Source organism: Cupriavidus oxalaticus, from assembly GCF_038900635.1.
In the GTDB taxonomy this organism is placed as follows: domain Bacteria; phylum Pseudomonadota; class Gammaproteobacteria; order Burkholderiales; family Burkholderiaceae; genus Cupriavidus; species Cupriavidus oxalaticus_B.
Genome location: NZ_JAYMRX010000001.1, coordinates 740290 through 766158, shown reverse-complemented (window position 1 = coordinate 766158; position 25869 = coordinate 740290). Strand labels below are relative to the sequence as shown.

The following is a 25869-nucleotide window of genomic DNA, read 5'->3' as shown; positions in this document are numbered from 1 at the left end:
CGTACAGCCGGTGTGATTAATCAGTGGGCGACTATCACATCACTATCAAGGGGGCATCGGCTTAATCGGCAAGCCCATATTGCCACGGCGGCCGGCTGCTCCGGTCCTACCTCTGCTGGTCGGCATTGTCATGGGCGTCCGGTTCTGGCCTGCACCGCAACAACGGCTGACCTGATCTGACACGTCACCAATCACTCACTCCCCTTCAACCCCGGGCCTTGAGCCGGCGTGCCAGCGTCGACGCTGCCCGTTCCCCCGCGCTCTTCGTCGCACGGCCGTTGCCGACCCTTCACGGTCACTCGCGTACCCCTCTGCGAATGAGACGAGGGTCGGCTGGCAAGTCGAGGGGCGGCGACCGTCTTGGCCTTATCCTGAACTGCTCGTTTGTTCCCCTGCTGGCACCAGGACGAGGGGCGACATCCTACGCCTTACTTGCGCTCCTCGATCGATACGAACTGCTGGTTCTCCGGCCCGATGTAGTTGGCGCTCGGGCGGATGATCTTGTTGTCGGCGCGTTGCTCAATGATGTGCCCCGTCCACCCCGAGATGCGCGCGAGCACGAACAGCGGCGTGAACATCGCCGTTGGCACACCCATCATGTGGTAGCTCACGGCGCTGAACCAGTCCAGGTTCGGGAACATCTTTTTGATGTCCCACATGACCGTCTCCAGGCGCTCGGCGATGTCGAACATCTTCATCGAGCCGGCAGCCTTCGATAGCTTCCTCGCTACATCCTTGATCACCTGGTTACGCGGGTCGGCAATGGCATACACCGGATGGCCGAAGCCGATCACCACTTCCTTGTTCTCGACGCGGCGGGTGATGTCGGCCTGGGCCTCATCGGGGCTGTCGTAGCGCTTCTGGATCTCGAATGCGACTTCGTTGGCGCCACCATGCTTCGGGCCACGCAGCGCGCCGATCGCGCCACAGATCGACGAGTGCATGTCCGAGCCCGTGCCGGCGATCACGCGGCCTGTGAACGTGCTGGCGTTGAACTCATGCTCCGCGTACAGGATCAACGAGGTGTGCATGGCACGCTCCCACAGCGCCGATGGCTTTTCGCCGTGTAGCAGATGCAGGAAATGCGCGCCGATGGTGTCATCGTCGGTCTCCACCTCGATGCGGCGGCCGTTGTGGCTGTAGTGGTACCAGTACAGCAGCATCGAACCCAGGCTGGCCATCAGGCGGTCGGCGATGTCGCGCGCCCCCGGGGCATTGTGGTCATCCTTTTCAGGCAGCACTGTGCCAAGCACCGATACGCCCGTGCGCATCACGTCCATCGGATGGGCAGACGCCGGTACCAACTCCAGCGAGGCCTTGACGTTGGCGGGCAGGCCCCGCAGCGCTTTCAGCTTGGTTTTGTAGGCAGCCAGTTCGGCCTTGTTCGGCAGCTTTCCGTGCACCAGCAGGTGCGCGATTTCCTCGAATTCGCAGGTGTCGGCGATATCGAGGATGTCATAACCGCGGTAGTGCAGGTCGTTGCCGGTGCGGCCGACCGAGCACAGCGCCGTGCTGCCGGCGCTCACGCCAGACAGGGCAACCGACTTCTTGGGCTTGGGAGCAATTTGCAGTTGGGCATCTGACATCGAATGATCTCCTTGAAACGGACTCGAACTCTAGTTGGTCCAGACGGGATTGAGCGCTGCCGATACATCCCAGTCCGGGCTCCCGTAGCACTGGCGGGCAACTTATCGCAGACAGCGCGTCGCGCTGGCTTGATCGTCTATGTTCGTCTCTTGTACGCGCTACTGGGCAGCGCGTTCGCGCAGCAGCTTCTTGTTGATCTTGCCGACACTGGTTTTCGGTATCTCAGCGACGAAGGCGATGCAAGCGTCATCGGGCACGGCGTACTTGCTGATGCGCTTCGATTCGACATGCCGCATCAGTCCATCGCGAATCGCTTCGGCATTCAGGCTGGCTCCGGGCTTGCGTACGACGAATGCCATTGGACGTTCCCCCCATTTTTCGTCCCGCACGCCAATGACCGCGCACTCCTGCACCCCCGAAACGCCGGTGATGAGGCTTTCGACCTCGATCGAGGACACCCATTCACCGCCGGTCTTGATCACATCCTTGACGCGGTCGACAATCTGGATGAACCCGTTCTCGCCCATGACGGCGATGTCCTGCGTATGGAGGTAGCCACCGGCCCACAGCTCCTCGGATGCTTCCGGCTTACCGGCATAGCCTTTCGTCAGAAATGGCGAGCGCAGGATGATCTCGCCCTGGTGCTTGCCATCGCGGCGAACGTCGTTCATGTTTTCATCGACGATACGGAAATCGACGAACGGCACCGGGCGACCGGTTGAACAGCGCATGCGCACCTCATCCTGGCGGTCACGCGGCTGATAGCCCGGTGGCAGTTGCGCGAGCGAGACGATGGGCCCCGTTTCCGACATGCCGTAGCCCGTAAACACATCCATGCCGCGGTCGAGTGCCGCTTCGCACAACGCGGCAGGCAAGGCCGAGCCGCCGACGATAAGCTTCCACCCGGACAGATCGTGATTTGCCGCCTCGGCCGCCTGCAGCACCATCTGCAGAACGGTGGGCACGCAGTGGGAGAACGTCACACGCTCCGACTCGCGCAGGCTCACCAGCCGCTCCGGGACGTAGCGTCCCGGCAGTACGGTCTTTAGCCCCAACATGATCGCGATGTACGGCATGCCCCAGGCCAGCACGTGGAACATGGGCGTGATCGGCATGTAGACATCCTCGCGATGCAGGCGCTGGCCTTCGCGTGGCGCGCACAGGGTTATCGCGGTCGACATGGCATGCATGACGATGTCGCGGTGGCTGTAGGCCACGCCCTTGGGGTCGCCGGTCGTGCCAGTGGTGTAGAACGTGACTGCCCGCGTCCTTTCATCGAAGTCGGGGAAGTGGAAGTCGGCCGGCGCCTGCGCCACCAAGGCTTCGTACTCGCCTGCCACCGGCAGGGTATTGGGCGGAATCGCCACGCCGTCCCCGATCACGATCACCCGCCGCACCGATGACAACGCCGGCAGGATCTCTTCGAGCATGGGCATGAAATCCACGTGGACGAGGATGACCTCGGCGCGGGAATCGTTCAGCGTATAGAGGATCTGCTGCGCGGACAGCCGCACATTGACGGTGAACAGCGTGGCGCCCATCATCGGGATGGCGAAGTAACTCTCCAGATATCGATGGCTGTCCCAATCCATGACTGCGACGGTGGTGCCGCGGCGGACGTCCAGCGTGTTCAGCACGGAGGCAAGCTGGCCGATGCGATCGCGGAACTGCCGGAAGCTGTAGCGGCGCTCTCCGCGATAAGTGATTTCCTGCTCGCCATGAATGCTCATTGCATTCAGCAGCAGTTGCTTGACCAGAAGGGGGAACGCATAGGCCGATGGCGTCGGCGCGATCAGGTTGTCTTGCATGTCGATGCTCAGAATGGCTTGCTTCCGATGATGCCGGCGCGCTCCATCTTGCGATGGCAAGGCGGGTAGTCCATGACGGCGTAGTGCTGCGTGGCGGTGTTGTCCCAGATGGCGACGCTATTGGGCTGCCAGCGCCAGCGCACCTGGTACTCGGGAATGCAGGCCTGGCTGACTAGATAACGCAACAGATCGGCGGCGCCTGGATTGGCGTCCTGGCCATAGCGCACGCGCGCCGGGACGTGGAAGTTGGTGAAGTGGGTGGTGAAGGCGTTAACGTACAGAATCTTCTCGCCGGTTTCCGGGTGGGTGCGCACGACCGGATGTTCCGCGTCAGGGAACTGCGCCTTGAGTGCCAGCCGCTTTTCGATGGGCATGGCGGCACCAAAGGTGGCTTCGATGCTGTGGCGGGCACGTAGGTCGCCAATCTCGGACTTGACGTGTTCTGGCAGTTTCTCGTAGGCCAGCGCCATGTTTGCCCACATGGTGTCGCCACCGACCGGCGGACATGCAATGCAGCGCAGGACGGCCCCGAACTGCGGAGCTTCCCGCCAGGTGGTATCGGAGTGCCAGGCGTTCTCATAGCGGTCATTCGGCTGATCGGCGCTCTTATAGATGCGTACCAATCCGGGATACTCGGGGTCGCTCCCCACCACAGGGTGGTCTTCCAGGTCGCCGAAACGGCGCGCGAAGGCCACGTGCTCCGCACGCGCCATGTCCTGATCGCGCAGGAACAGCACGCGGTGCCGGAGGAGCGCGGCGCGAATTTCCGCAAACAGGCCCTCGTCGTGAACGGCATCCTGTAGCTTGACGCCGGTCAGCTCGGCCCCAATGGCGCAGGTCAGTTGCTCGATACGCATGATGTGGTGGTCCTTGTCACCGTCAAATAACAAAGACCGACGAGCCGGTCGTCTTGCGAGCTTCGAGGTCGCGATGCGCTTGTGCCGCCTCCTCGAGGGCGTAACGCTGGTTGATCTCGATCTTGATTCGGCCCGCAGCCACGTGGCCGAACAATTCGCCCGCGAGCTCGGCCTTCTCGGCGGGGTCGGCGATATAGTCGGCCAGTGCGGGACGGGTCAGGTAAAGCGAGCCCTTCGTCGCAAGCAATTGTGGGTTGAACGGGGGGATCGGGCCAGAGGCCGTGCCAACACAGACCATCAGCCCGCGGCGTTTGAGTGAATCGAGCGAAGCCTCGAAGGTGGTCTTGCCGACGCTATCGAACACTACGTTCACACCCACACCATCGGTCAGCTCGCGCACGCGCCTGGCCACATCTTCGCGCGTGTAGTCGATGGTGTGGTCGCAGCCGTGGGCGCGTGCGACTTCCGCCTTGGCTTCGCTCGAGACTGTGCCGATCACGGTCAGACCCAGCAGCTTGGCCCACTGCGACACGATCAGCCCGACGCCGCCGGCGGCGGCATGCAGCAGGATGGCATCCCCCTCCTTGAAGGCGTAGATGCGGCGCAGGAGGTAGGCCGAGGTCAGCCCGCGCATGGTCATGGCAGCAGCCGTTTCGCACTGGATGGCGTCCGGCAGCTTGATCAGCGGAGCGGCCGGAACCAGGCGTTCAGTGCTGTAGGCACCCAGCGTATTGAGAAAGCCGGTGTAGGTCACGCGGTCACCAACCGCCAGGTTGCTGACGCCGGGGCCGACTGCCTCGACGACGCCAGCACCTTCCACTCCCATGCCGGCAGGCAGCGGCACCGGATACAGGCCAGTACGGAAATAGGTGTCGGCGAAATTCAGGCCCACCGCCTGATGGCGCAGGCGGACCTGGCCGGGACCGGGCTCGCCCACCTCGACCGCTTCGTAGCGCAGGACTTCGGGGCCACCGGTTTCATAGAAGCGAACAGCACTCGCCATGTTTGTCTCCTGTTGGTTTGGGATATCGGGGATGCAGACCGCTGCCGACTCGTAGCGCTACGCGCATCGCTATAGGCCATTCGAGGAGCGGGAGCGGTTGTCCATATTCGTTGGTATGAAAGCTCAGGCCAATGCGGCAGAAGGGCGGCTTCCCTCGGGGGCCGCGTCCATTGACACGTCTGCCACGCGGCGCAAATCGGATTCGTAGCTACGGGCGGCCAGCACGAAGCAAGCGGCGGCGAGGAGTCCGAATACTGGCATCACGGCGAGCGCCGTTTGCAGGCCCCACGCATCTGACACCGCGCCACCCACGAAGGGACCCACGGCGAGTCCAAGCAAGTTCTGGAAGAGTGACAGCAGTGCCGCACCGGTGGACCGCACGCCGGGGTGCACCACATCGAGCACGATTCCCGCGGCCGGTCCCACTGTGCACGTCATCAGGAAGCCACCGAACGCAATCAGCATGAACTGTTGGCTGCCGGGGCCAGTTCCCCCGAAGGCCGCGAGGAAGACCAGCAAGGTCACCACGCATAAAGTGGCCATTGCGAAGAGCTTGTGGCGACGCTGGCGCGATGCCGCCTTGTCTACAACCACGCCCCAGATGAACGCGCCCAGCGCGCCGCACAGGACGATCAGCGCGGCCTGCTTTGCCGCCACATCGGGGGCGGCGCCGTGGAACCGGTTGAAATAGCTGGGCAACCACGCCCAGACCGTGGAGACGACGATGAGCTGGAATGCGGCGCCCATACAGGTCCACCATACGGTGCGGGATTCGGACAGCGCGGTCACGATGTGCTTGACAAAGTTCTTCGCCGATTGCTGCGCATTCTCCAGTCGCGGTGTCAGCGCCACGGTCTCGTAGTCGGGCACCAGCAAGTAAAGCAATGCCAGAATCAGGCCGGGCAGTCCCACCACCCCGAAGGCTGCCTGCCAACCCCATCGTTCGGCGATGACACCACCCAGCATGACCCCAAGCACCGCGCCCACCGAGCCCGCGGCAAAGAAGGCGCCCAGCAGCGCCGATCGCAGCCGCCTCGGAAACAGGCTGGCAATCAGGGCAGCGCCAACCGAGCCATAACCGCTTTCGCCAACGCCAACCATGGCGCGCGCGGCAAACAGTTGGCCGTAGTTGCGGGTGAACATGCAGGAAATGCTTGCCAGGCTCCAGATCGCGGCCATGACAACGATGCTTTTGACGCGGCTGACCCGGTCAGCCAGCAGCGCGACGGGAAGACCGCACAGCGCAACGACGATCGAGATGATCGACACGAGGGCGCCGAGTTGTTTGTCCGACAGGCCCCAGGCGAGCTTCAAATGGGGAAACAATGACACGATGATCTGGCGATCGATGTAATCGAACAGCATCAACGCGAAGGTCATCGCAAAGGCAAACCAGGCGCGGGAACGGCTGACGAGATAATCGTCGCTGCCGCCAGGCTGCGTTTCGGCGGAATGTAGGTTCATGAGTGTCTCCGGTATGGGGCGGCCTTTACATTGAAGGCCACCTCCAAATCTGCGAGGTTGATGTCGAGCATCCAGGTTCCGGCTGCTGCCCTGCCCGGGTCTGGCGCCACGGGCAGGCAAAAGCCGGTGTTCGTTTATTGGACTGTGGAACCTGCTTCCAGCCTGGCGATCAACTGCTCAGCCATTGGCCAGGGGCCGTATCCTGAGGCCGGATTGAGGTGGCCCACCTTACCGAGATCGAACACCTCGCTGCCCCAGGCGCGAGCCAGTTCGAGAACCCGGGGAAGCTCGCCGAGCGGATCGTTCTGGCTCGTCGCCACCAGGCTCGGAAACGGCAACCTCTGGCGTGGTACCGGAAGCCAGCCGCCCGCCTCGATCGCCGACAGGGGAGGGTATCCCTCGGGCATGGGCCGCTCGAAATCTGGCGGCGTTGCGAGCAGGACGCCCTTGATGCGTGCCGCATGCGCGGTGACCAAGGCCCAATGCGCCATCATGACGCAGCCGCCGCTATGCGCCACCATGATGATGGGGCCCGCAATGCTTGCGACCGCCTCCTCGATGGCGGCGACACGGCGCGAGCAGTCAAGATCTCCGCGCCCCATGGGCGGAACGGTGCGAGCGCCTGGCAGGCTCGCCGCCAGCAAGGTTTGCCAGTGTTCTTCGACTTGGTCTCGCAAGCCGGGGACGATGAGAACGGTTGACGCGGTCATGAAGAATTTCCTCTGTGGTATGGCTGTATCCAAATGTGAGGGTTGCCTGCCCTACCAGCGAAGCTGGATCGTCCTCGCTGGTAGGCACAAGCCAAGTCCATATTGCTTGCGGCAGGCGGCGGCCATGCTGCCCTTATGCAGCGGCCAGATGCGGTGCGGAGCGCTGAGCGGACGCACGGTTCGGCGAGAAGCCATTGGCTGCCAGCGTTTCATCCGCATTCTGGTAGAAGGTACCGATCTTGTAGATCTCGCGCGCTTCCCTGGCGTTGGCGATGTCGCGGCCAAATTCGCTGGAAATCCGGACCAGCTGTTCGATCTGCTCGACCGTGCTCATCTTGCGATCCCTGCGCTGCGTCCAGATGTTGTCCTCGATGCCGCAGCGTACGTGCAGGCCCATGGGAATCGCCATCATGTTCATCGGCAGCACGTTCAGCATCGTCGACTCGACCGTCAGCACGGAGCCATCCGGACAGGCGCGGACAAAGTTGGCAAGGTTGTAGATGTTCGGCGCGTCAAAGCCACCACCGAGCGCCACCCAGGTGAGGATCAGCGGCACGTTGGCCACGCCACGGCGCATCATGCGCTCGAGCGTTTCGAGCTGCGTAATGTTGGCAAGCTGGAAATGCGACTGGATGCCGTTGGCGGAGAGCCGGCGGATGTGTTCCTCGAGCCATTCCGGACCGCCAGGAATCGTCATTTCACGGTAGGCGTAATTCAAGGCGGGTTCTGCAAGCGAAGTGCCACGGAGGTCGGCGTCGCACATCTGCTCGATGATATTCATCTGGTTCGTGTTGACGACGACCGTAACCTGATCGGGCGCCGGCTCCAGCTCGGCCAGCATGTGGCGGGTATCGTCGGACAGCCACTTGGCGACGTCGCCATCGCCCTCGGGAGCGAAGGAAATCGAGCCGCCCACCTGGATGATCATGTCGGGCACCGCGGCCCGCACGCCGGCAATCAGCTCGTTGAACTTGGACAGACGCTTGGAACCCTTGCCGTCGAGTTCGCGCACATGCAGATGCAGCACGGTTGCGCCAGCGTTATAGCAGTCAACGGCCTTCTGGATGTGTTCTTCCATCGTCACCGGAATGTCCTCCGGGAAGTCGGCAGGCATCCACTCGGGGCCGTACGGGGCGGCCGTGATCACGAGCTTCTGTTGGTTCTCGGGGAAGTTGGCGCCGTCTTGGAAATGCATGAGTAGTCTCCTGATGTTGAAATAAAGCGCTGTGAATGCTTCCTGGGGTCCGGAAGAATGAATTCCGCTCAGCAGGTGGAATCCTAGGATCGGATCACCAAGTTTGATGTATTATTTGGGACATCAAATGTCTGAATTGGGACGCTGCCATGTCGCCACACCTCCCCATGATTCGCAGCGCCAGCCTGACCGGCTACGCGGACCTGGCGAGTCATGTCGGGCTGGATCCATCGGGCATGTTGCGCAAGGCCGGGTTGAGTGCGCGCGCCCTCGCGGACCCTGACGCCCCCATCAGCGCCACTGCGGTGCGGCAACTGCTGGAGCGCAGTGCGGCAGTTGCCAAGGTGGAAGACTTCGGCTTGCGACTGGCGATGAGCCGGCGACTGTCCAACCTGGGCCCCATCAGTGCTGTGATGCGTGAGGCAGCTACGGCGCGCGAGGCTCTGGAGGCCCTGTGCCGCTACATGCGACTCATCAATGCGTCGTTGCTCACCTGCATCGAAGACCATGGTGACGCCGTGCTGATTCGCGAAGACATCCTGGCGGACGATAAGGACTCAGTACGGCAGGCGATCGAGATGGCCGTCGGTGTGCTTTATCGGATCATCGAAGAACTCCTGGGGCCAAGCTGGCGACCGCGCAGCATCTGCTTCGAGCACCGTCCACCGCACGGGGCGACGTGCCACAAGGCCTTTTTTGGATTGGCCGTCGAATTTAACGCGAGCTTCAACGGCATCGTGTGCCACGCCAAGGACCTGGCTTCGCGTCGGCCTGCCAATGATTACCAGATGGCACCCTATGCTCGCCGCTTTCTGGATCAAGCTTTGTCGGGTGCGAACGAAAGTGCCACGCATACCATTCGGCAGGTCATTGTTGCGATGCTGCCCAATGGCCGATGTACAGCCGACCAGGTAGCGAGTCACCTCGGCGTGGATCGCCGTACCCTGCATCGGCGCCTGACGATCGAGAACACCAGCTTTTCGTCGTTGCTCCAGGTGGTTCGGTCCGAACTTGCCGCGCGACAAATTCTCGACAGCGACCGCTCGCTGATCGAACTCGCGGATCTGCTCGGCTTTTCCAGCGCAAGCGCATTTGCGTTCTGGTTCAGAAAGCACTTCGGAATGACCGTTTCGAAATGGAAGCAGGCTCAAATGACGTCACCAGTGCAGTTCCGAGGTGGTGTTTGAAATAGGACTAGCGGACGCACACGGTTATATCAAGGACGGCCGACAGCGCCACCCGGCCAAGCGCATTGGCAAGCAACCCTGCCAATGCTTGCCGGCATAACCCGCGAGCCACGCGCCGTTGGCTCGCGGGCGTCTGGACGTGCTGGCGTCACTCCGCCTTGAAATTGATCGAGCGCAGGACAGCGTCCTGGCGCGCATAAGCCGTGCGCAGATCCTTGGTAAGTTCCTCGGTGGTGAGCGGCAAACCTACCTCCATGCCGATCGCCTTGATCCGCTCCTGCGCCTTGGGCTGCTGGAGATACTGCAACGTTGCCTGACGGACTTTCGCCTGCACCGCGGCGGGGACATCCGGCGTGGACCACAGGCCCATCCAGCCGACTTCGCTGAGCGTGGGGAATCCCAGTTCTGCGAAGGTCGGTACGTCGGGCAGCGAGGAGATACGGGTCGGCGTATTGACGGCGAACGCCTTGATCTTTCCCGCCTTGATCATGGGCAGCGAGGTTGCGATCCCGTCGACCATCAGCGGCACGTGGCCACCCATCACGTCCTGCAGGGCCGGAGGCGAGCCCTTGTAGCCGATGTGGATCATGTCCAACCCGGCGAGCTTGTTGAACTGCAACCCCGTGGTATGACCACGCATGCCGCTTGCGTACGATGCATAGCTCACTTTGCCAGGATTGGCCTTGACGTATGCAATCAGGTCCTTGAGGTTCTTTGCCGGGAAGTTCGTGTTCCCGACCAGTACCAAACCTGTGCGCGTGAGCTGGACCAGCGGCTTCAAGTCCTTGAACGGATCGTAGGATGTCTTGACTGCGAGGGGGGTTTCGGAAACGATGCCGCCCTGAATCAGGAGCAAGGTGTGGCCGTCATGAGGCGAGGACATCAGATCGTTGACGGCAATGCTGCCCGCTGCGCCTGGCTTGGCCTCGACGATCACGGGCTTGCCCAGTGCCGGCCACAGGCCTTCGGCAAGCAGTCGGGCCAGGGTATCGGCCGTACCGCCCGGTGGGCCGCCCACCACGATCCGGACCGGCTTGCTCGGCCAGTCCTGTGCCATGGCAAGAGGAGCGATCAGCGCCAGCGCCACGCCGGATGCGAGCATCCAGTTCAGCTTGCGACGCCGGGGATTCGACGGGCGTTTCATCAAGTGTCTCCTTCCATTCGATTTTATGGATATCAATACGGCTTGTCGCCGACGATCGAGGCGCGCTCCATCTTGCGTGGAGCAGGCCAGTAGTCCATCACCGCGTAGTGCTGGGTGCTGCGGTTGTCCCAGATCGCCACGCTGTTGGGGCGCCAGCGGAAGCGTACCTGGTACTCGGGGATGGCGGCCTGGCTGAGCAGGTAATTGAGAAGATGGCTAGCCCCGGGAACCTTGTCCTGGCCGAAGCGCACATTTTCCGGTGTATGGAAATTGACAAAGTGGGTCGTGAAGCTTCCGATGTAGAGAATCTTTTCGCCGGTCTCCGGGTGGGTGCGCACCACGGGATGTTCGGCGGGCGGGTTTTCCGCTGCCAGCTTGGCGCGTGCCTCAGGGGTCATCGCAGCGCCGAACGAATGTTCGATGCTGGACTTGGCGCGCAAGGTGGCGATCTTCTTCTTGATCTCGTCGGGCAACTGCTTATAGGCCTCGACCATGTTGACCCAGATCGTGTCGCCGCCCACCGGCGGGCACTCGATACAGCGCAGCACGGCACCCATTGGCGGCCGTGGCCGCCATAGCCCATCGGTGTGATAGGTGTTCTCGTAGGGGTTCTTTTCCTCGCTACGGTATATCTGCACCAGGCCCGGATGTTCGGGGTCGCTCCCTACCACAGGGTGGTCTTCCAGCTCACCGAAGCGACGTGCAAAGGCGACATGCTCTGCGCGGGAAATGTCTTGATCGCGCAGGAACAGCACACGATGCTTGAGCAGCAGCGCCTTGATTTCGCCAAACAGCGCGTCATCGCGCGCAGCATCGCCCAGGTGGACGCCAGAGAGTTCGGCGCCGATTGAACAGGTCAGTTGTTCCACTCGCATGGGAGGGGCTCCTTCAGATTACGAACATGGAGGACCCGGCGGTCTTGCGAGCTTCCAGGTCCCGATGGGCATGCAACGCCAGGTTCGCGCCCAGCCCGCCCATGAGCTCGCTTGCCCGCTGGGGCCGAGGCCTATCGTGGCCCCTCAGGCCGCGCGCCGGGGCAGTCCGCGCTGGCCCGGCTGGCGATTGGGCGGATAGCCAAGCGTGGCCAACGTCTCGTCGGCGTTCCGGTAATGCTCGCCGATCCTGTAGATACGCCGTGCCTCGTCGGCTGTTGCCACCTCGCGGTGCAGTTCGCGAGCGATTCGCACCTGCTGCTCAATCTGCCTGACCGAACCGACACGTTCTCCCCGCTTGCCCCACAAGTTGTCTTCGATGCCGACACGCGTGTGCAGGCCCATGGCAATGGCCATCGTCGTCAGGGGCAGCTCGTGGCGCATGGTGCCTTCAATGGTCAGCACCGAACCGTCCGGGCAGCGGTTGATGAATTCCATCATATTGCGTGGGTGGGGGCCGTCAAATCCGCCGCCGATCGCGACCCAGTTCAGCACCAGCGGGCCGGTGTAGATGCCACGGCGGATCAGGCGCTCGACGGATTCCAGTTGCCCCACGTCGCCTAACATGAAGTGCGGCTGGATGCCGTTGGCCTGGAGGCGCTTGAGATGCTCCTCGACGAAGTTCGGCCCCGAGGGAATGGTCATTTCCCGGTAGGCATTCCAGTAGGCGGGATCGGCCAGAGAAGTGCCTGACAGATCCTCAAGTGTCTTGAGTTCCGTCAGGTTCATCTGGTTGGTATTGATCGCAATCGTTACCTGGTCCGGCTTGGGATCCAGTTCGGCCAGCATGTGACGCGTGTCGTCGTTGAGCCATTTGGCGGCCGCGCCTTCGCTTTCGGGCGCGAAGGAAATCGAGCCGCCCACCTGCAGGATCATCTTGGGCACCGCATCGCGCAGGCGGCTCAGCATCTCGTTGAACATCGACAGGCGCTTGGAGCCCTTGCCGTCCGCTTCTCGGACGTGGACATGCAGCACCGTCGCGCCGGCGTTGTAGCAGTCGACGGCCTTTTGTACCTGCTCGTCCATGCTGAGAGGAATATCGTCGCAGTCGCCAGGCAGGTACTGTGGGCCGTACGGCGCAACTTGAATGACCAGGGGCTCCTGGTTTTCGGGGAGCAACGAGTCGTCGAGGAATTGCATGCTTGTCTCCTGAAGTGGAAGCCCATTATCAGTTGCGCCTTGTCATGAGGCTTGACATTACGTAACATTAATTTGTCATTTCGTCGCCCCTGCATTGCCTCCCTTGTCATGATTCCCTACGGTCGCAGCGCCATCCTCTCCGGCTATGTTGAAGTCGCGCAAAGCGTGGGGCTTAACCCTTATCAGATGGCCCGCCAGGTGGGGCTGGACCCGGCCTGTTTGACCGAGAGCGAGCTGAAGGTGCCGATACGGCTAGTGAGGCAACTGCTTGAGGAGTCCGCCAGGCAGTCACAGGTCGATAACTTCGGCTTGCGCATGGCCAAGACCAGGCGGCTATCCGTATTGGGGTATCTGGGCCTGGCCGCGCGCGACGCACCGACTATGCGCCATCTGCTGGGCTTCCTGCTGCAGCACATGCGTATGCATAACGAGGCGCTGCACATGCACATGGAAGACAGCGGCGACAAATGCATCATCCGCAAGGACGCGTTGCATGAGCCGCAAGGTCCGTCGCGCCAAGCCGTGGAACTGGTCCTTGGGGCCATGGTGCGTTTCACCCAGATTTACCTGGGCGACGACTGGTCGCCTCGCAGTGTTTGCTTTGTCCATGACAGGCCCGACGACGTCAGCCTCCATCGGAAAATGTTTGGCCATGGGCTGGAATTTGGTGCGGAGTTTGACGGCTTCGTCTGCACCAATGCCGAGTTGGATGCCGTGCTGCCGTCCTCAGATCCGGTGATGGCCAGATACACGGCCGGCCTGTGGCAAAAAATCCGCGACCCGGAGGACAGGAGCATCGAGCGGGAAGTGCGTCAGCTCATTGCCATTTTGCTGCCCGACGGGCGCTGTTCCGTCGAAAGAGTGGCCAAGCACCTGGGCGTGGCGCGCCAGACAATTCATCGGAAGCTGGCCAGCGAAGGCCAGACCTTTACGGCATTGACGACCGAGATTCGCGAGCAGCTTTCAGACCGCTACCTTGCTCAATCCAATCGGCCGCTGGCCCAGGTGGCCCTGTTGCTCGGGTTCTCCGAGCTCAGTGGATACTCGCGCTGGCACAGGAACCTGTTGGGGGAATCGCCTTCGGCACGCAAGTTGCGCCTGCAAAGACGCGGGAAAGATACAGGGCCCAATCCATCGCGTCGCAATTGACGCGCGGTCGACAGCTCGGAATGCGGCCACCTTGTCGATATGCAGCGCAGATCAAGCTATCCGACATCTCACAGCAGGCGCCTGCCGATGATGATGGATTGGCGGGGAGAGCGGTCACGGAGCGACAGGGAGACCCGGTTCCTACAAACGCGGCGCCACAAACTTAAGAAAGCTTGGGTGCAACCATATGGCCATAGGCACGTCGATCATGATCGCCAATGCCTATGAGGGCGCCGCGCACCATCGGATGGAGCATCGGCGGTTGGCGCCCGCCCGCTACATGATCCTCTTCTTCCATTTAGCTAGGTCAATTAGTCAGCTCTAATTGGGTCATTGGGAAGCCGCCGGCTAAATGACAGTTTATGACCGCGAAGAGACTGTGGCTCGCGCTACCAATTGGCCTCCCTGCTTAATTTTGCGGCAGTGAGAATCTGCGCTCACGCGCGATCACCGCCCTGCAACATGCAGAGATCGTCACCCCCCTACCCCTGCTGTGCCGGGTGCGACACATCGCCGCGAGATGTGCCCGGTGCGGCACGCTGCACTGCAACGATGTGCCGTATGCGACGTGCGCCAGCGCACACAGCGCCGTGCTATGCCTGTTGACGCACATCGACTGTTCGTGCTTCTGCCGGGTCGCTGCTACAGCTCGCGGCGGGGTCGACCGAAGCCGCCATCGAAGCGCGCTGTCTTGCGGTCGTGACAGGGCTTGCTCATCGCCTGCCAGTTCGTGCGGTCCCAGAACAGGGACATATCGCCCCGGTGTGGCTTGATGTGGTCGACCACAGTCGACGGCAGAACCCGGCCTAGCGCTTTGCACTCGTCGCACTCGCAGAGCGGGTGCGCGCGCAGATAGGCCGCACGAGCTTTGCGCCACGCGCTGCTATAGCTGCATCCTGCTGCCGGCGGCGCGCGCCGCGCGTTGACCTGTTGCCGGTGCTGTGCCAGGTGAAGCGGGCAGAGTCCTTCCTTATTACTGACGAGCGCGCCGCAGCCGGGATGCCGGCATGGGCGTTTTGGGCGTTCGGGCATCGAAAGTACTCCGGCATGTCAGAGCCCTTCATAAGGACTTGCCTGCCGCAGCGCGCATTTTAGCCGTATGGTGCTGCCATTAGTGCTCGCCGTGCTGTACATCTTTGCCTTCGATTAACTCATCGATCATCGTTCGCCCCTCTCATATAGTCCACAGTCATTCGCCTGTTCGGGCGCGTCAATCCAAGCGTGATGCCGCCAATCCATCGCGCGTGCCATTGCGCAGCGAATCCCTGCCATGTGTTCTTCCAGGTGAGCGCAGGTACTGCAGGCGCACGCCGCAATCTCCGCGGCACGATTTGCAGCATGCAGGGCGTGCAGACGTTGCCGGAAGTGCGCCAGGTCATCGGCCAAGGTAAAGGCGGGCTGGCGGACCACCAAAGCAAGTAAATGCGCCCGTTGTGCGTCCGGCCAGGCCTCGGCGTCTGCCACGTCTCCCACCGCCTGGGCAAGATCGGAACGTACCGCTTCCGCGCCCGACACGCTTGGGCATGGCGTCGCATCCACCGCGTCGGGATAATTCGCCAGCACCTCGGCCCGTGTCATCGGCGGGCAGGCAGCTACCTCGACCGCGCGGCCACCCTTAATGCGGATGCCCCATCGGGGATGCGCTTCGGACAGCAGCGCCAGTAGAGCAGTTTTATTGGCCTTCACTGCTGCCAGCAGGTCGGCGGGAACCGTGGCGGGAGTAATGCGCAGCTTGTTGCCGCTGACGTCCACCCGATACCCCGACATGCGCAGGTCATGTAAAAGCTCACGCACGCCCATGTCACACCTCCACTGAGCCAGCGTTATCAGCGATATCGTCCCCCGTACCAGCCCCCAAATTGTCGTCCTTATCGGTAACAGGGTTACAGGCCTTAGCGGGCGCGAGATTCGGCGTTACCGAAGAGTTTCCTGTTGCGGTCACATGACTGCTTTCAGTAACGCTGAAACCCGCAAGGGCGTTGGGTTGTAACCTTGTTACCGATTGCTCGGTACTTTGGGGGAGGTAGCGCGAGAAGGCATCCGCAAAAGCATCTTTGGCAAACCCTTTGCATACCTCGAAGCCAATGCGCAAAGTCTTGCTCTTAATGCCGTACTCGTCCAGCTTCCGGGCAAATTGACGCGGGGTAATCTGCTTGCCCCGGTTCCACGTTGCCCACGGCCTTTCCTCGTCCTTACAGAGCGCCGCCACCAGATCGACGGACGAAATCCGCTCTACGCGCTTGCTCTCGAATACCTCTTGAATGTCCGCCAGCAGTTCAGACCCCGTGCTTTGCGCCTGCTCCCTGCCGGACAGCTTGAGCGCTACCGAACGCGCGTACTTCGGCCAAGAGCCGCCAACCAGATCGGCAACGGCCAGCAGCGGTTCCCAGTTGTCCTGATCCCGGTCTCCCAATGCGTCCGGTAGGTCAGGACGGGCTAGCCGGATGGCTTCGGCATTATCCTCGGCCCACCGCGCTAGCTTGGCGCGCAGATTATCGAACAGTCCCGGTTCGGCATGACGCAGGCGCTCGACGGATTCCTCGGGGCGCTTCTTGCGCAACGTGGCAACAATGGCGCGGCTGGTAATGGTCTCGGCCAACTTGTTAGCGTTGATGCCCGCAATGGCCTTAAAGCCAAACACGTTGAATCGCTTAGGCTCAAAGTCATCGCCCACCGCGACATTGCGCCAGACATAGGCGGAATCTCGGGTATGGCCGGCGTTCATCAGGCCGCGCAGTTCTTCCGCTTCTCTGGTCAGCACCGTTTCGATCTCGTCCACCAGCAGCGTGGGCTGGTACTTCTCGATCATGCGGAACAGAACGGACGGGGAAATGCCTGCCGCCTGTGCAGGCTTCGGGACGAGATTCCCTGTCACCGTCAGCAATTGCGTCTTGCCGCAAGCCTTCTCCGGGGCGTTGATGAGTAGGATAGGGCAGACACTGACTTGATCCACCAGCCAGGCAGCCATGCACCAAAGGGCCGTAGCAACCACCGCCTCCGGGTCGCAGACGACGAAGCGGCGGATAGTGCGGGCTATTTCCGATAGCAGCACCGCGCCGTCTACAGGATCCGGGTGCGGCTCAACATCCGCGAAAGGAGCGGCGTCCGCAGCCGCCGCATTGCCGCGCCAATTCTTCACTTTCCGATCAAGCGTGCTAACCTGTACGCCCATGCGCTTGGCTTCTGTGTTGCGCACGCGGTCATACTGAAATGGAGTGAGCGCCGCCAGACGTGCTACTGCCTGCTCGTCGGTTTCCGGCCCGCCAATTTTGGCATTTGTGAGGTCGCCGGGTGCCGCGGCACCCTCAATGCAGATGCGCACCGCGTCTAAACCCGCTAGGGCATGCATATCGTTGAAATCGGTAGGAGCCTTGCCTTCGATCTCCAAGCCCCCCGCGAATACCGGCAGCGCCACGCGCCCGCCGACGGCTTGTGCGGCCCGCTCCGCGTCAGTCTGCCCATTGCCAAGATCGGCACAAATCACGATTTCGCCCGCTGGGTACTTCGCCCGCATAGCCTGGGCCACACGTTCCAGGTTGCCGCAGGACAGCGCTGCCACTGCCGTATGGCCCGTCGCCTCGTACGCAGAGATAGCTGTGGCCACGCCCTCGCAAATCAGCACGGTAGCGTCGGCATCCGTCTTTGGAAGCTCGTTAGTGCACCAGTACCCGCCAGCCTTCGCGCCACCGTACAGAGCCGATTTGTGCCCGCGCTCGTCAATCATTTCCAAGGTGGCGGGCTCGCCGTTGATAGATACCTGCGCGAGCAGGATGCGCCCACTCAAAGGCTCGCCGCTTGTTTTTGGGTGGTATCCGATCAGTTCCACCAGGCGCTCTACTGCCATCTCGTACAGCGGGCCCGCAGGTGCAATACCCTTGCTCGTTAAATACGGATGATCCGCGGTGGCTTTGGTCGCCGCCTGGGTGACAGCCATAACCTGCAAAGCGGCGCGGCTCGCCTGTTTCTGGCGCTCGGCTTCTGCTTCTACCCGAGCGGCATCTGCAAGACGTTTGCGGTCTGCCTGTTCGGCATCCGACAGCTTTCGGCCAGCGTCAGCGAAGAACACTTGCGTTTCGCCTTTCCAGTTGCAAACGATGCCGCCCGCGCCATCAGAAAATACCTTGATAGCAGCGTCACCCTTACCACTGCAGTCGTTTAGCACATTGGTACGGTGCCATTGCCCATCGGCGGGGACGTCCTTGTACTCGATGCCGACGTCCGCGCAAGCCTGAGTCAGCGCTTCATGTAGATCACGATCATGCATCTGCGGTGCGTTCATGCCCCCCGTCACGTAGATGCTCTCTGTCGCGGCGCGAATCTTGGCTTCTTTCTTTTCCATTTCAGTCCTCCGCCCTGTACTCGGAGGGATTAGCCAGGAACGCATCTATATCGCCGCGCCGCCAGCCGACGGAGCGCGGCCCCAACTGGACGGCCGGCGGAAAAGTTCTGAGTTTGATGCGGGCATAGATTGTGCTGCGGGACAGCCCGGTTTCCTGCTCTACCTGCTTGCGGCGCAGGATTGCCAATGCAGCGCGGAGTTGCTCGGCCATGTTTCACCTGTAGTGAATCGTCCCGGCCCATCCGGGAACACATGGTCCATTCAATTATTTCCGAACGCCGGGGAATAGGCAGGCGAATCACGAAAACCCCCTGCGAATGACTGGGGGGAGGGAGGAGGAATTCCTGCCGAATGAGGGTGGGGTTTGAAAGCGTCGTCGGCGCTAAGTCAGCGCCGACGCGGATCTGAATGGAGGTTAGATGCCGGGAGTCTTGGGGGCGCCACCGCTAGGCTGCCAGTTTGCGACCTTGGCTATTTCCTCGATTCCCGTTTCATTTGGTTTCCCGTCTGCGTCGGTTAGGTCGAACTCCACGCCGTGTTCCCGCAGCCACTTTGTCAGCGCCTGCTTCGGGTGCTTACCGTTTGTATCGGTCACCGCCTCCCAGGCGCGCACTGCAGCCGCCAATTTTGGCGCATAGCGTGGATGCTCGGAGTCCAGATATCCGGGGCCGTTAGTAGTAGTGGGGAAGAAGAAACCTGCCTTGATGCCCCGCCGAGTCAGCCATTGGGTCAAATCATCCCGGGACACCGTGCTAAGAGACCAGTCGGGAAAAGGTCGGTAGAAGAAGCGAGCGTCAGGGGATAACTCTTCACCCTCGTGCGCCGTACTGCCCGGGCCAGACGGCAGGCCACACTCTGCCAGGTCGATCTCTTCTAATGAATCGGCGTATCCATACTCCCGCGCCGAGTAACGAAGCGTCGCCCGCAAGCGATTGTTGGTGATTGATTTGGTCAGAGCATCTAAGGTGACGCCGTACTTGGGAAAGAGCTTGTGAAATGAAGAATCGCTCTTGCAACGATCAATCAACGTCGGCTCGTAGCCTGCCACAAGCGCCGCCGCGTGAGCCACACTGAAATCCTCATGAAGATTCCAAAGCGAATCGATCTCTTCAGGATCGATGCCGTCGCAATGGTCGCTGTTCCAATCGTCCATTGAACCTCCTACCTAGTTAGGGCTTTATCGGTTCATCCGACTCTCTCCATTGGCTGATGGGGGTATTCAGGATCGCATCCGTACTAGCGGCCGCAATTCGCCGCTAGTGCTGCTGCATACAATGCAAGATCAGTGTGAATTGTACGGGAACTGGTCGGAATGAGGTCGCGATCACGCTTCGGAACGGGGGGGCGGCCGCACCCCAGTACCCCGCTTGAGTTCATCAAGATAGTCGGCCCAAGCCTGCATCATCGTCCGCCGCTCTTTGATGAACCGCGTTCTGTTGTATGCCGCTCCCAAGGCGTCCGGTACGGCATGTGCTAGTTGGTGCTCGATTACCTCGGGCTTTTGGTGCAACTCCTCGTGCAGGATCGTGCGCGCCATCGCCCGGAAGCCATGGCCGGTGATCTCGGTGCGCGTGTCGTACCCCAGTCGCCGCAGCGCAGCGTTGATTGCAGCCTCGCTCATCGGCCGCTGGGCCGAGCGCGCCCCGGGGAACACGTATTGACCATTCCCCGTTAGGGCATGTAGATCGCGCAGGATGGCTACGGCTTGGTCGGCAAGGGGAACAAGATGATCCGTTTTGGTCTTGCTGACACAATAGCGCCACTCAGCCCGGTCTAGGTCAATCTGCGCCCACTCAGCCTTGCGAAGCTCGCCAGGCCGGACGAACAACAGTGGGGCAAGCTTGAGCGCGCACAGTACAGTGAACGTCCCGCTGAACCCGTCGAAGGCGCACAGCATCTCACCTACCTTGGCAGGGTCGGTGATGGCGGCAAAGTGCGTTTCCACCGCTGGCGGTATGGCGCCGATCAGATCTTTGGCCGGGTCGGACTTGGCTTTGCCTTCCTTGATTGCATAGCGGAATACGCGGCTGATTTCCGAGCGGACCCGATGGGCGGAAAAACGAGCGCCCCGGCTGTCGATCCGCTTGAGTACCGCCAGAATCTCCGGTGCGTCGATCTGCGTGATCGGCCGGTTGCCGAGCCAAGGAAACACGTCATTCACAAGGCGGGCCAGGGTCTTAATGTGCTGCGCCTCCTCCACCATGCTTTTGCGCTCCTCCAGCCAGTCACGCGCCACGGCCTCGAACGAATTGTCTGCGGCCAACTTGGCGGCCCGCTGTTCGGCCTTCTTCGCTTCGCCCGGGTCTACCCCTGCCGCAACCCGTTCGCGCGCCGCCTCGCGCTTCTTTCGCGCCGCCGCCAGCCCCACGTCAGGATAGACGCCCAACGCTAGCGACTTTTCCTTCCCGGCCATCCGGTATTTGAGCCGCCAGTATCGCCCCCCGGCTGGGGTGATGAGCAGGAACAGCCCGCCGCCATCGAACAGCTTGAGCGGTTTGTCAGCGTCCTTGGAGGCCTTGATCGCGTTCTTGATCGCAATGTCAGTGGTAGGCATGGTGGGGGTACATTTCGCGAGGGATGGGGTACTTCACGCCACATACCCCCAGATGTACCCCCAAGATGCCCCCGCTGTCAACGGAGGTTCTCGGACTGCTCGGGAAACAAAAACCCCCGCAAAGCTAGGCTGGGCGGGGGTTTCCGGAATTCTTGGGACTGCTTGGGAATTGTACTTGGTGCCCGGGGTCGGACTCGAACCGACACGCCTTGCGGCGGGGGATTTTGAGTCCCCTGCGTCTACCTGTTTCACCACCCGGGCAGGTGTGACGGCATCGGAACCGATGCCGGGCTGAGCCGGCGATTATGCCGCAATTCCCCCCGGCCGACAACCGGCCGCCATGGCGATGGTAGTGGTCCGGATAACTGGTGCATGGCGATTGCGGTTAGCATCGCCGTCACCGCGCACCACCGCGGCCGCGGCAACCCGCCCACACTTCGCATCCACCGACCGCCATGACCGACCAAGCCACGCTGGCGAGCCTTGCCAGCCTGCCCTCGCAGGACCCCGGCTTTTACGACCGCGAATACAACAACCGCGCCAATGTGCCGGACAACCCGGCGCATATGGCGCGCTGGGGCGACTGGTCGGCGCGGGTGCGCGGGCGCGGCGGCTTTATCGCCGACCTGGGCTATGCGGATGCAGCTTCGCGGCATCCGCAGGATGAGACGCTGGACTATTTCCCGGCGACGGCGCTGGCGGATGAGGGCGTGGCGCCGCCGCTGCTGGTGTTCGTCCACGGCGGCTACTACCGCGCGCTCGACAAGCGCGATCACAGTTTCGTCGCCAGCGTGCTGCCGGCGCTCGGCGTGTCGGTGGCCGTGGTCAACTATTCGCTGGTGCCGTCGGTGACGGTGCCCGAGATCGTGCGGCAAGTGCTGCGCAGCGTGGCGTGGCTGTACCGGCAATCGGTCGAGCTAGGGCATGATCCGCATCGGCTGTTCGCCGCCGGGCATTCCGTCGGCGGCCACCTGGTGGCGATGCTGATGGCGGCACGCTGGCCGCAGCTGGCGCAAGACCTGCCCGCGGACCTGGTCAAGGGCGGGCTGTCGGTCAGCGGGCTGTATGACATGGAGCCGCTGCGCCGCGCCGCGTTCCTGCAATGCGACCTGCGGCTGTCGGAAGACGATGTGGCGCGCTTGTCGCCGGCGTATATGACGCCAGCCACCGCCGCGCCGCTGTCGCTCGCGGTGGGCGAGCTGGAAGCGGCCGAATACCACCGTCAGCATGCGCTGATGCGGGCAGCATGGCGCGCCAATGTCCGCAGTCCGGCAGTGAGCGATCTCGTGCTGCCGGGATGCCATCATTTCAACGTGCTCGATGGCTTCAATGATGCCGACAGCGCGCTGGTGCGCGCCGTATTGCGTCTGACCGGCGTCTGACCGGCGTCTGACCGGCGCCTGAGCTCGGCCCTCAGCCCTCCAGCACGCGCAGCAGCGACGAGGTATCGTCCTTGCCCCAGCCGTTGGCCATCAGCGTGCGCAGTTGCGCCGAGGTGGCCTGCATCGCCGGCAGGTCCAGGCCGATCTCCTCGGCGATATCGCGCGCCAGCCCGAAGTCTTTGTCGTGCAGCCGCGCCTCGATGCCGGCGGCGAAATTGCGCGACACCATCTTGGGCCCCATCAGGTCGAGCATGCGGCTGCCCGCCATGCCCGTCGACATGGCTTGCAGCACGCGGCCGGTATCGACGTTCTGCGCCGAGGCAAAGCGCATGGCTTCGGCGATGCCTTCGATATTGACCACCTGAGCGATCTGGTTGCACAGCTTGGCGACCTGGCCGGCGCCGTTGTCGCCGATATGCGTGATGGTCGTGCCCAGCAGCTCCAGCAGCGGCAGCACGCGTTCCAGCACCTCGAGCTTGCCGCCGACCATGATGGTCAGCTTGCCGGACGCGGCGGCCATGGTGCCGCCCGAGACCGGGCAGTCGAGCGCCTCGAGGCCGCGCGCCGCCAGTGCCGCGGCGATCTCGCGCGTGACCACCGGCGAGATGGTGCTGTGGTCGACGCATACCGTGCCCGGCGCGGCCCCGTGGATCACGCCTTGCTCGCCCAGCAGCACTTCGCGCACGTCTTCGGACGAAGTCACGTTGGTGAAGACGACGCTGGCGCCGCGCGCGGCCTCGGCGGGCGTGAAGAACGGCTCCGCACCCATGGCGCGCGCGGCTTCGGCGGCCTCGGGGCGGCGCACGAACGCGCGCACGGTGTGGCCGGCGGCCAGCAGGTGGCGGACCATGTGCGAGCCCATGGCGCCCAGGCCGATAAAGGCAACGGTGACGGAAGGGGGGGAAGTGGTCATGATGCGTTGCTTCCTTTCAGGATGCTGGATTCGGCGGGCGATGGTTACTTGTCGCCCGCATAGGCGAACTTGCCGTTGCGGATCACCCCCATCACGCGCGAACGCTGGTCGAAGCCCTGATGGTCCTTCGCATTCAGGTTCAGCACGCCGTTAGGGATGGTGAGGTTGGTGGTGGATTCAAGCGCGTCGCGCATGGCGGCACGAAATTCGCGCGTGCCGGGCTGGGCGCCGGTCTTGAGCGCGCGGCGCGCGGCGTCGTCCAGCAGCAGCCACGCACCCCAGGCGTCGCCGGCAAACTGCGTCACGCTGTCGGGGCCGTACTTGCCCTCGTAGCGGGTGACGAAGTCCAGCGCGACCTTGCGCACGGGGTGGCTTTCGGGCAGCTGGCGCGCGACCACGACCGGGCCGGTCGGGAACAGCGTGCCTTCGACGTCCTTGCCGCCCATGCGCAGGAATTCCCAGGTGGCGATGCCGTGGGTCTGGTAGACCTTGCCCTTGTAGCCGCGCTCGCCCAGCGTCTTCTGCGGCAGCACCGAGGGCGTGCCGGCGCCGGCGATCAGCACCGCGTCGGGGTTTGCCGCCATCAGCTTGAGTACCTGGCCGGTCACCGAAGTGTCGTTGCGCGAGAAGCGCTCGTTGGCGACCACCTTGATCTTGCGCACTTCGGCCAGCCTGGAGAACTCGCGCCACCAGCTTTCGCCATAGGCGTCGGCAAAGCCGATGAAGCCGACGGTCCTGATGCCGTGGTTGCTCATGTATTCCGTCAGCACGGTCGCCATGTGCGAGTCGTTCTGCGGCATCTTGAAGGCCCAGCGGCGCTTGGCGTCGGTTTGCGGCTCGACGATCGACGCCGACGCGGCCAGCGCCACCATCGGCGTCTCGCCCTCGGACACGGCATCGAGCGCGGCCAGCGCGGTCGGCGTGATGTTGGGGCCGACGATCACGTCGACCTTTTCCTCCGAAATCAGCTTGCGCACGTTGCGCACCGCCGCGGCCGGGTCGGAGCCGTCGTCCAGGATCACGTAATGCGCCTTCTGGCCGCCCAGCGTCTGCGGCCACATCAGCACGGTGTTCTTGGAGGGAATGCCGATCGAGGCCGCCGGCCCGGTGGTGGACACGTCGATGCCGACGCGGATATCGGCCAGCGCGGCGGCACTGGCGCAAAGCAGGGTGGAAAGTACGACGGTGGGCAGCAGGCGGGGCAACGCGCGGAACAACTTCGGCATCTTGTCTCCTCCAGTCTTATTTGTGACGGGAAGGATAGCCGAACTCCGCCTGCAAGGGCACGCGCGTCAGCGCACGCCCAGCCGCCAGAGCGAGGTCACTTCGGCCGACCGCGCGGCATGCAGCGGATCGCTGGGATCGGCGGCGCGCGGATGACGCGGGCGGATATCGGAGCGGCCCAGCACCTTCAGCCCTGCGGCCTCGATCCAGCCTTCCAGCTGCGCGCGCGGGCGCAGGCCCAGGTGCTCGGCCAGGTCGGACAGCAGCAGCCAGCCTTCGCCGCCGGGCTCCAGGTGGGCGGCCAGCCCATCGAGGAAGCCGCGCAGCATGGCGCTGTCCGGGTCGTAGACGGCGCGCTCGACCGGCGAGCTAGGCCGGGCCGGCACCCACGGCGGGTTGCACACCACCAGCGGCGCGCGGCCTTGCGGGAACAGGTCGGCCTGCACGATCTCGACGGCGCCGGCGTAGCCGAGCTGCCCGATGTTCTCGCGTGCGCAGGCCAGTGCACGCGGGTCCTGGTCGGTGGCGACGATGCGCTGCACGCCGCGCCGGGCCAGCACCGCGGCCAGCACGCCGGTGCCGGTGCCGATGTCAAAGGCCAGCGACCTGGACGGTAGCGGCTCGGCGGCAACCAGGTCGACATACTCGCCCCGCACCGGCGAGAACACGCCGTACCAGGGATGGATGCGGTCTTCCAGCGCCGGGATCTCCACGCCTTTCCTGCGCCACTCATAGGCGCCGATCATGCCCAGCAACTCGCGCAGCGACGCTACATAGGGCTCGCCCGCCGGGCCGTAGACCTGCTCGCAGGCTTCGCTCACATCGGGCGCGCGGCGCAGCGGCACGCTGTGGTCGGCCTCGAACGGCAGCAGCAGCATGCCCAGCGTGCGGGCGCGCTGCGACTGCGACAGCCGGTGCAGGTGGAAGGCCTCGGTGGTGGAGCCGGGCGCGCCCTTGGCCCCCTTGGCTTTCTGGCCCGGGCGGCTGGCCTTTTTGGGCTTGCGCTCGGTACGCCGCGCCATGGCGTTGAGCAGCTGGCGCGCGTTCTGGAAGTCGCCGCGCCACAGCAGGGCAGTGCCTTCGCAGGCGAGCCGGTAGGCGGTGTCGGCGCTGGTGGTGTCGTCGGCGACCACCACGCGGCGCGGCGGCGGATTGCCGGCCTCGGAGCGCCAGGCGGCGCTGCGCTCGGTGCCGTCCTCGGTCCAGTGGATGCGGGGCAGTTCGCTGGTGGCTTCGCTGATGGGTTCGCTCACAGCGCCTCCGGCCGGCGCGGCGTGACGG

General features: G+C 63.1%; 22 protein-coding genes and 1 tRNA gene. 3 read left to right on the top strand and 20 right to left on the bottom strand.

What is annotated here, in order from left to right; translation table 11 throughout:
- Positions 1-428 precede the first annotated feature (428 nt).
- The 7 genes from prpC to VSR71_RS03530 form a co-directional block, all read right to left on the bottom strand.
- Positions 429-1586, bottom strand: coding sequence for a bifunctional 2-methylcitrate synthase/citrate synthase (prpC, locus tag VSR71_RS03560; RefSeq protein ID WP_342912535.1), 1158 nt, complete (start codon positions 1584-1586; stop codon positions 429-431).
- A gap of 159 nt (positions 1587-1745) precedes the next feature.
- Complete coding sequence (locus tag VSR71_RS03555) at positions 1746-3395, bottom strand: fatty acid--CoA ligase (RefSeq protein ID WP_342912534.1); 1650 nt, start codon at positions 3393-3395, stop codon at positions 1746-1748.
- A gap of 8 nt (positions 3396-3403) precedes the next feature.
- Entirely contained in the window at positions 3404-4252 is an 849-nt protein-coding gene (locus VSR71_RS03550; RefSeq protein WP_342912533.1) for a TauD/TfdA dioxygenase family protein, read from the bottom strand.
- 22 nt (positions 4253-4274) lie between these two features.
- Positions 4275-5255 (bottom strand): quinone oxidoreductase, encoded by a 981-nt coding sequence (locus VSR71_RS03545; RefSeq protein WP_342912532.1) that lies wholly within the window; start codon positions 5253-5255, stop codon positions 4275-4277.
- A 123-nt stretch (positions 5256-5378) separates the two neighbouring features.
- Positions 5379-6719 carry an MFS transporter gene (locus tag VSR71_RS03540; RefSeq protein WP_342912531.1) on the bottom strand — a complete coding sequence of 447 codons (1341 nt, stop codon included), beginning with the start codon at positions 6717-6719 and terminating at the stop codon, positions 5379-5381.
- Positions 6720-6853: 134 nt separating this feature from the next.
- Positions 6854-7429: an RBBP9/YdeN family alpha/beta hydrolase gene (locus tag VSR71_RS03535; RefSeq protein WP_342912530.1), complete on the bottom strand. Its 576-nt coding sequence runs from the start codon at positions 7427-7429 to the stop codon at positions 6854-6856.
- Between the two features lie 133 nt (positions 7430-7562).
- Entirely contained in the window at positions 7563-8624 is a 1062-nt protein-coding gene (locus tag VSR71_RS03530) for a 3-keto-5-aminohexanoate cleavage protein (protein WP_342912529.1), read from the bottom strand.
- A gap of 149 nt (positions 8625-8773) precedes the next feature.
- Here VSR71_RS03530 and VSR71_RS03525 point away from each other — a divergent pair, with 149 nt between their 5' ends.
- A complete protein-coding gene (locus tag VSR71_RS03525; protein WP_342912528.1) occupies positions 8774-9811 on the top strand; it encodes an AraC family transcriptional regulator in 1038 nt (345 codons plus the stop codon).
- A gap of 148 nt (positions 9812-9959) precedes the next feature.
- Here the strand turns inward: VSR71_RS03525 and VSR71_RS03520 are convergent, their stop codons facing one another.
- The 3 genes from VSR71_RS03520 to VSR71_RS03510 form a co-directional block, all read right to left on the bottom strand.
- Positions 9960-10955, bottom strand: a complete 996-nt coding sequence (locus VSR71_RS03520) for a tripartite tricarboxylate transporter substrate binding protein (protein ID WP_342912527.1) — start codon at positions 10953-10955, stop codon at positions 9960-9962.
- A gap of 32 nt (positions 10956-10987) precedes the next feature.
- Entirely contained in the window at positions 10988-11830 is an 843-nt protein-coding gene (locus VSR71_RS03515) for a TauD/TfdA dioxygenase family protein (RefSeq protein ID WP_342912526.1), read from the bottom strand.
- A 144-nt stretch (positions 11831-11974) separates the two neighbouring features.
- Positions 11975-13027, bottom strand: coding sequence for a 3-keto-5-aminohexanoate cleavage protein (locus VSR71_RS03510; protein ID WP_342912525.1), 1053 nt, complete (start codon positions 13025-13027; stop codon positions 11975-11977).
- Between the two features lie 108 nt (positions 13028-13135).
- Between VSR71_RS03510 and VSR71_RS03505 the strand changes: the two genes are divergently transcribed.
- Positions 13136-14176 (top strand): AraC family transcriptional regulator, encoded by a 1041-nt coding sequence (locus VSR71_RS03505; protein ID WP_342912524.1) that lies wholly within the window; start codon positions 13136-13138, stop codon positions 14174-14176.
- A gap of 642 nt (positions 14177-14818) precedes the next feature.
- Here VSR71_RS03505 and VSR71_RS03500 read toward each other — a convergent pair.
- The 7 genes from VSR71_RS03500 to VSR71_RS03470 all read right to left on the bottom strand — a co-directional run bounded on the left by VSR71_RS03500 (position 14819) and on the right by VSR71_RS03470 (position 21330).
- On the bottom strand, positions 14819-15208 hold the full coding sequence (locus VSR71_RS03500; protein WP_342912523.1) for an HNH endonuclease signature motif containing protein: 390 nt from the start codon (positions 15206-15208) through the stop codon (positions 14819-14821).
- 126 nt (positions 15209-15334) lie between these two features.
- The gene (locus tag VSR71_RS03495; RefSeq protein ID WP_342912522.1) at positions 15335-15976 is read right to left on the bottom strand and encodes a hypothetical protein; all 642 of its coding nucleotides are present in this window, start codon (positions 15974-15976) and stop codon (positions 15335-15337) included.
- Between the two features lies 1 nt (position 15977).
- A complete protein-coding gene (locus VSR71_RS03490; RefSeq protein ID WP_342912521.1) occupies positions 15978-18515 on the bottom strand; it encodes a DUF3631 domain-containing protein in 2538 nt (845 codons plus the stop codon).
- 1 nt (position 18516) lies between these two features.
- A complete protein-coding gene (locus VSR71_RS03485; RefSeq protein WP_342912520.1) occupies positions 18517-18726 on the bottom strand; it encodes a helix-turn-helix transcriptional regulator in 210 nt (69 codons plus the stop codon).
- 204 nt (positions 18727-18930) lie between these two features.
- A complete protein-coding gene (locus VSR71_RS03480) occupies positions 18931-19668 on the bottom strand; it encodes a hypothetical protein (protein ID WP_342912519.1) in 738 nt (245 codons plus the stop codon).
- 171 nt (positions 19669-19839) lie between these two features.
- Positions 19840-21069: a tyrosine-type recombinase/integrase gene (locus tag VSR71_RS03475; protein ID WP_342912518.1), complete on the bottom strand. Its 1230-nt coding sequence runs from the start codon at positions 21067-21069 to the stop codon at positions 19840-19842.
- Positions 21070-21245: 176 nt separating this feature from the next.
- Positions 21246-21330 (bottom strand) — tRNA-Leu (locus VSR71_RS03470).
- A 194-nt stretch (positions 21331-21524) separates the two neighbouring features.
- On the opposite strand from VSR71_RS03470, the gene VSR71_RS03465 reads away from it, so the two are divergent.
- Complete coding sequence (locus VSR71_RS03465) at positions 21525-22451, top strand: alpha/beta hydrolase (RefSeq protein WP_342912517.1); 927 nt, start codon at positions 21525-21527, stop codon at positions 22449-22451.
- Positions 22452-22482: 31 nt separating this feature from the next.
- Here VSR71_RS03465 and VSR71_RS03460 read toward each other — a convergent pair whose 3' ends face one another.
- From VSR71_RS03460 to VSR71_RS03450, 3 genes are all read right to left on the bottom strand, one after another.
- Positions 22483-23394: an NAD(P)-dependent oxidoreductase gene (locus VSR71_RS03460; RefSeq protein WP_342912681.1), complete on the bottom strand. Its 912-nt coding sequence runs from the start codon at positions 23392-23394 to the stop codon at positions 22483-22485.
- Between the two features lie 14 nt (positions 23395-23408).
- The gene (locus tag VSR71_RS03455; RefSeq protein WP_342912516.1) at positions 23409-24590 is read right to left on the bottom strand and encodes an ABC transporter substrate-binding protein; all 1182 of its coding nucleotides are present in this window, start codon (positions 24588-24590) and stop codon (positions 23409-23411) included.
- Between the two features lie 66 nt (positions 24591-24656).
- Positions 24657-25841 (bottom strand): class I SAM-dependent methyltransferase, encoded by a 1185-nt coding sequence (locus tag VSR71_RS03450; RefSeq protein WP_342912515.1) that lies wholly within the window; start codon positions 25839-25841, stop codon positions 24657-24659.
- Between the last annotated feature and the right edge of the window lie 28 nt (positions 25842-25869).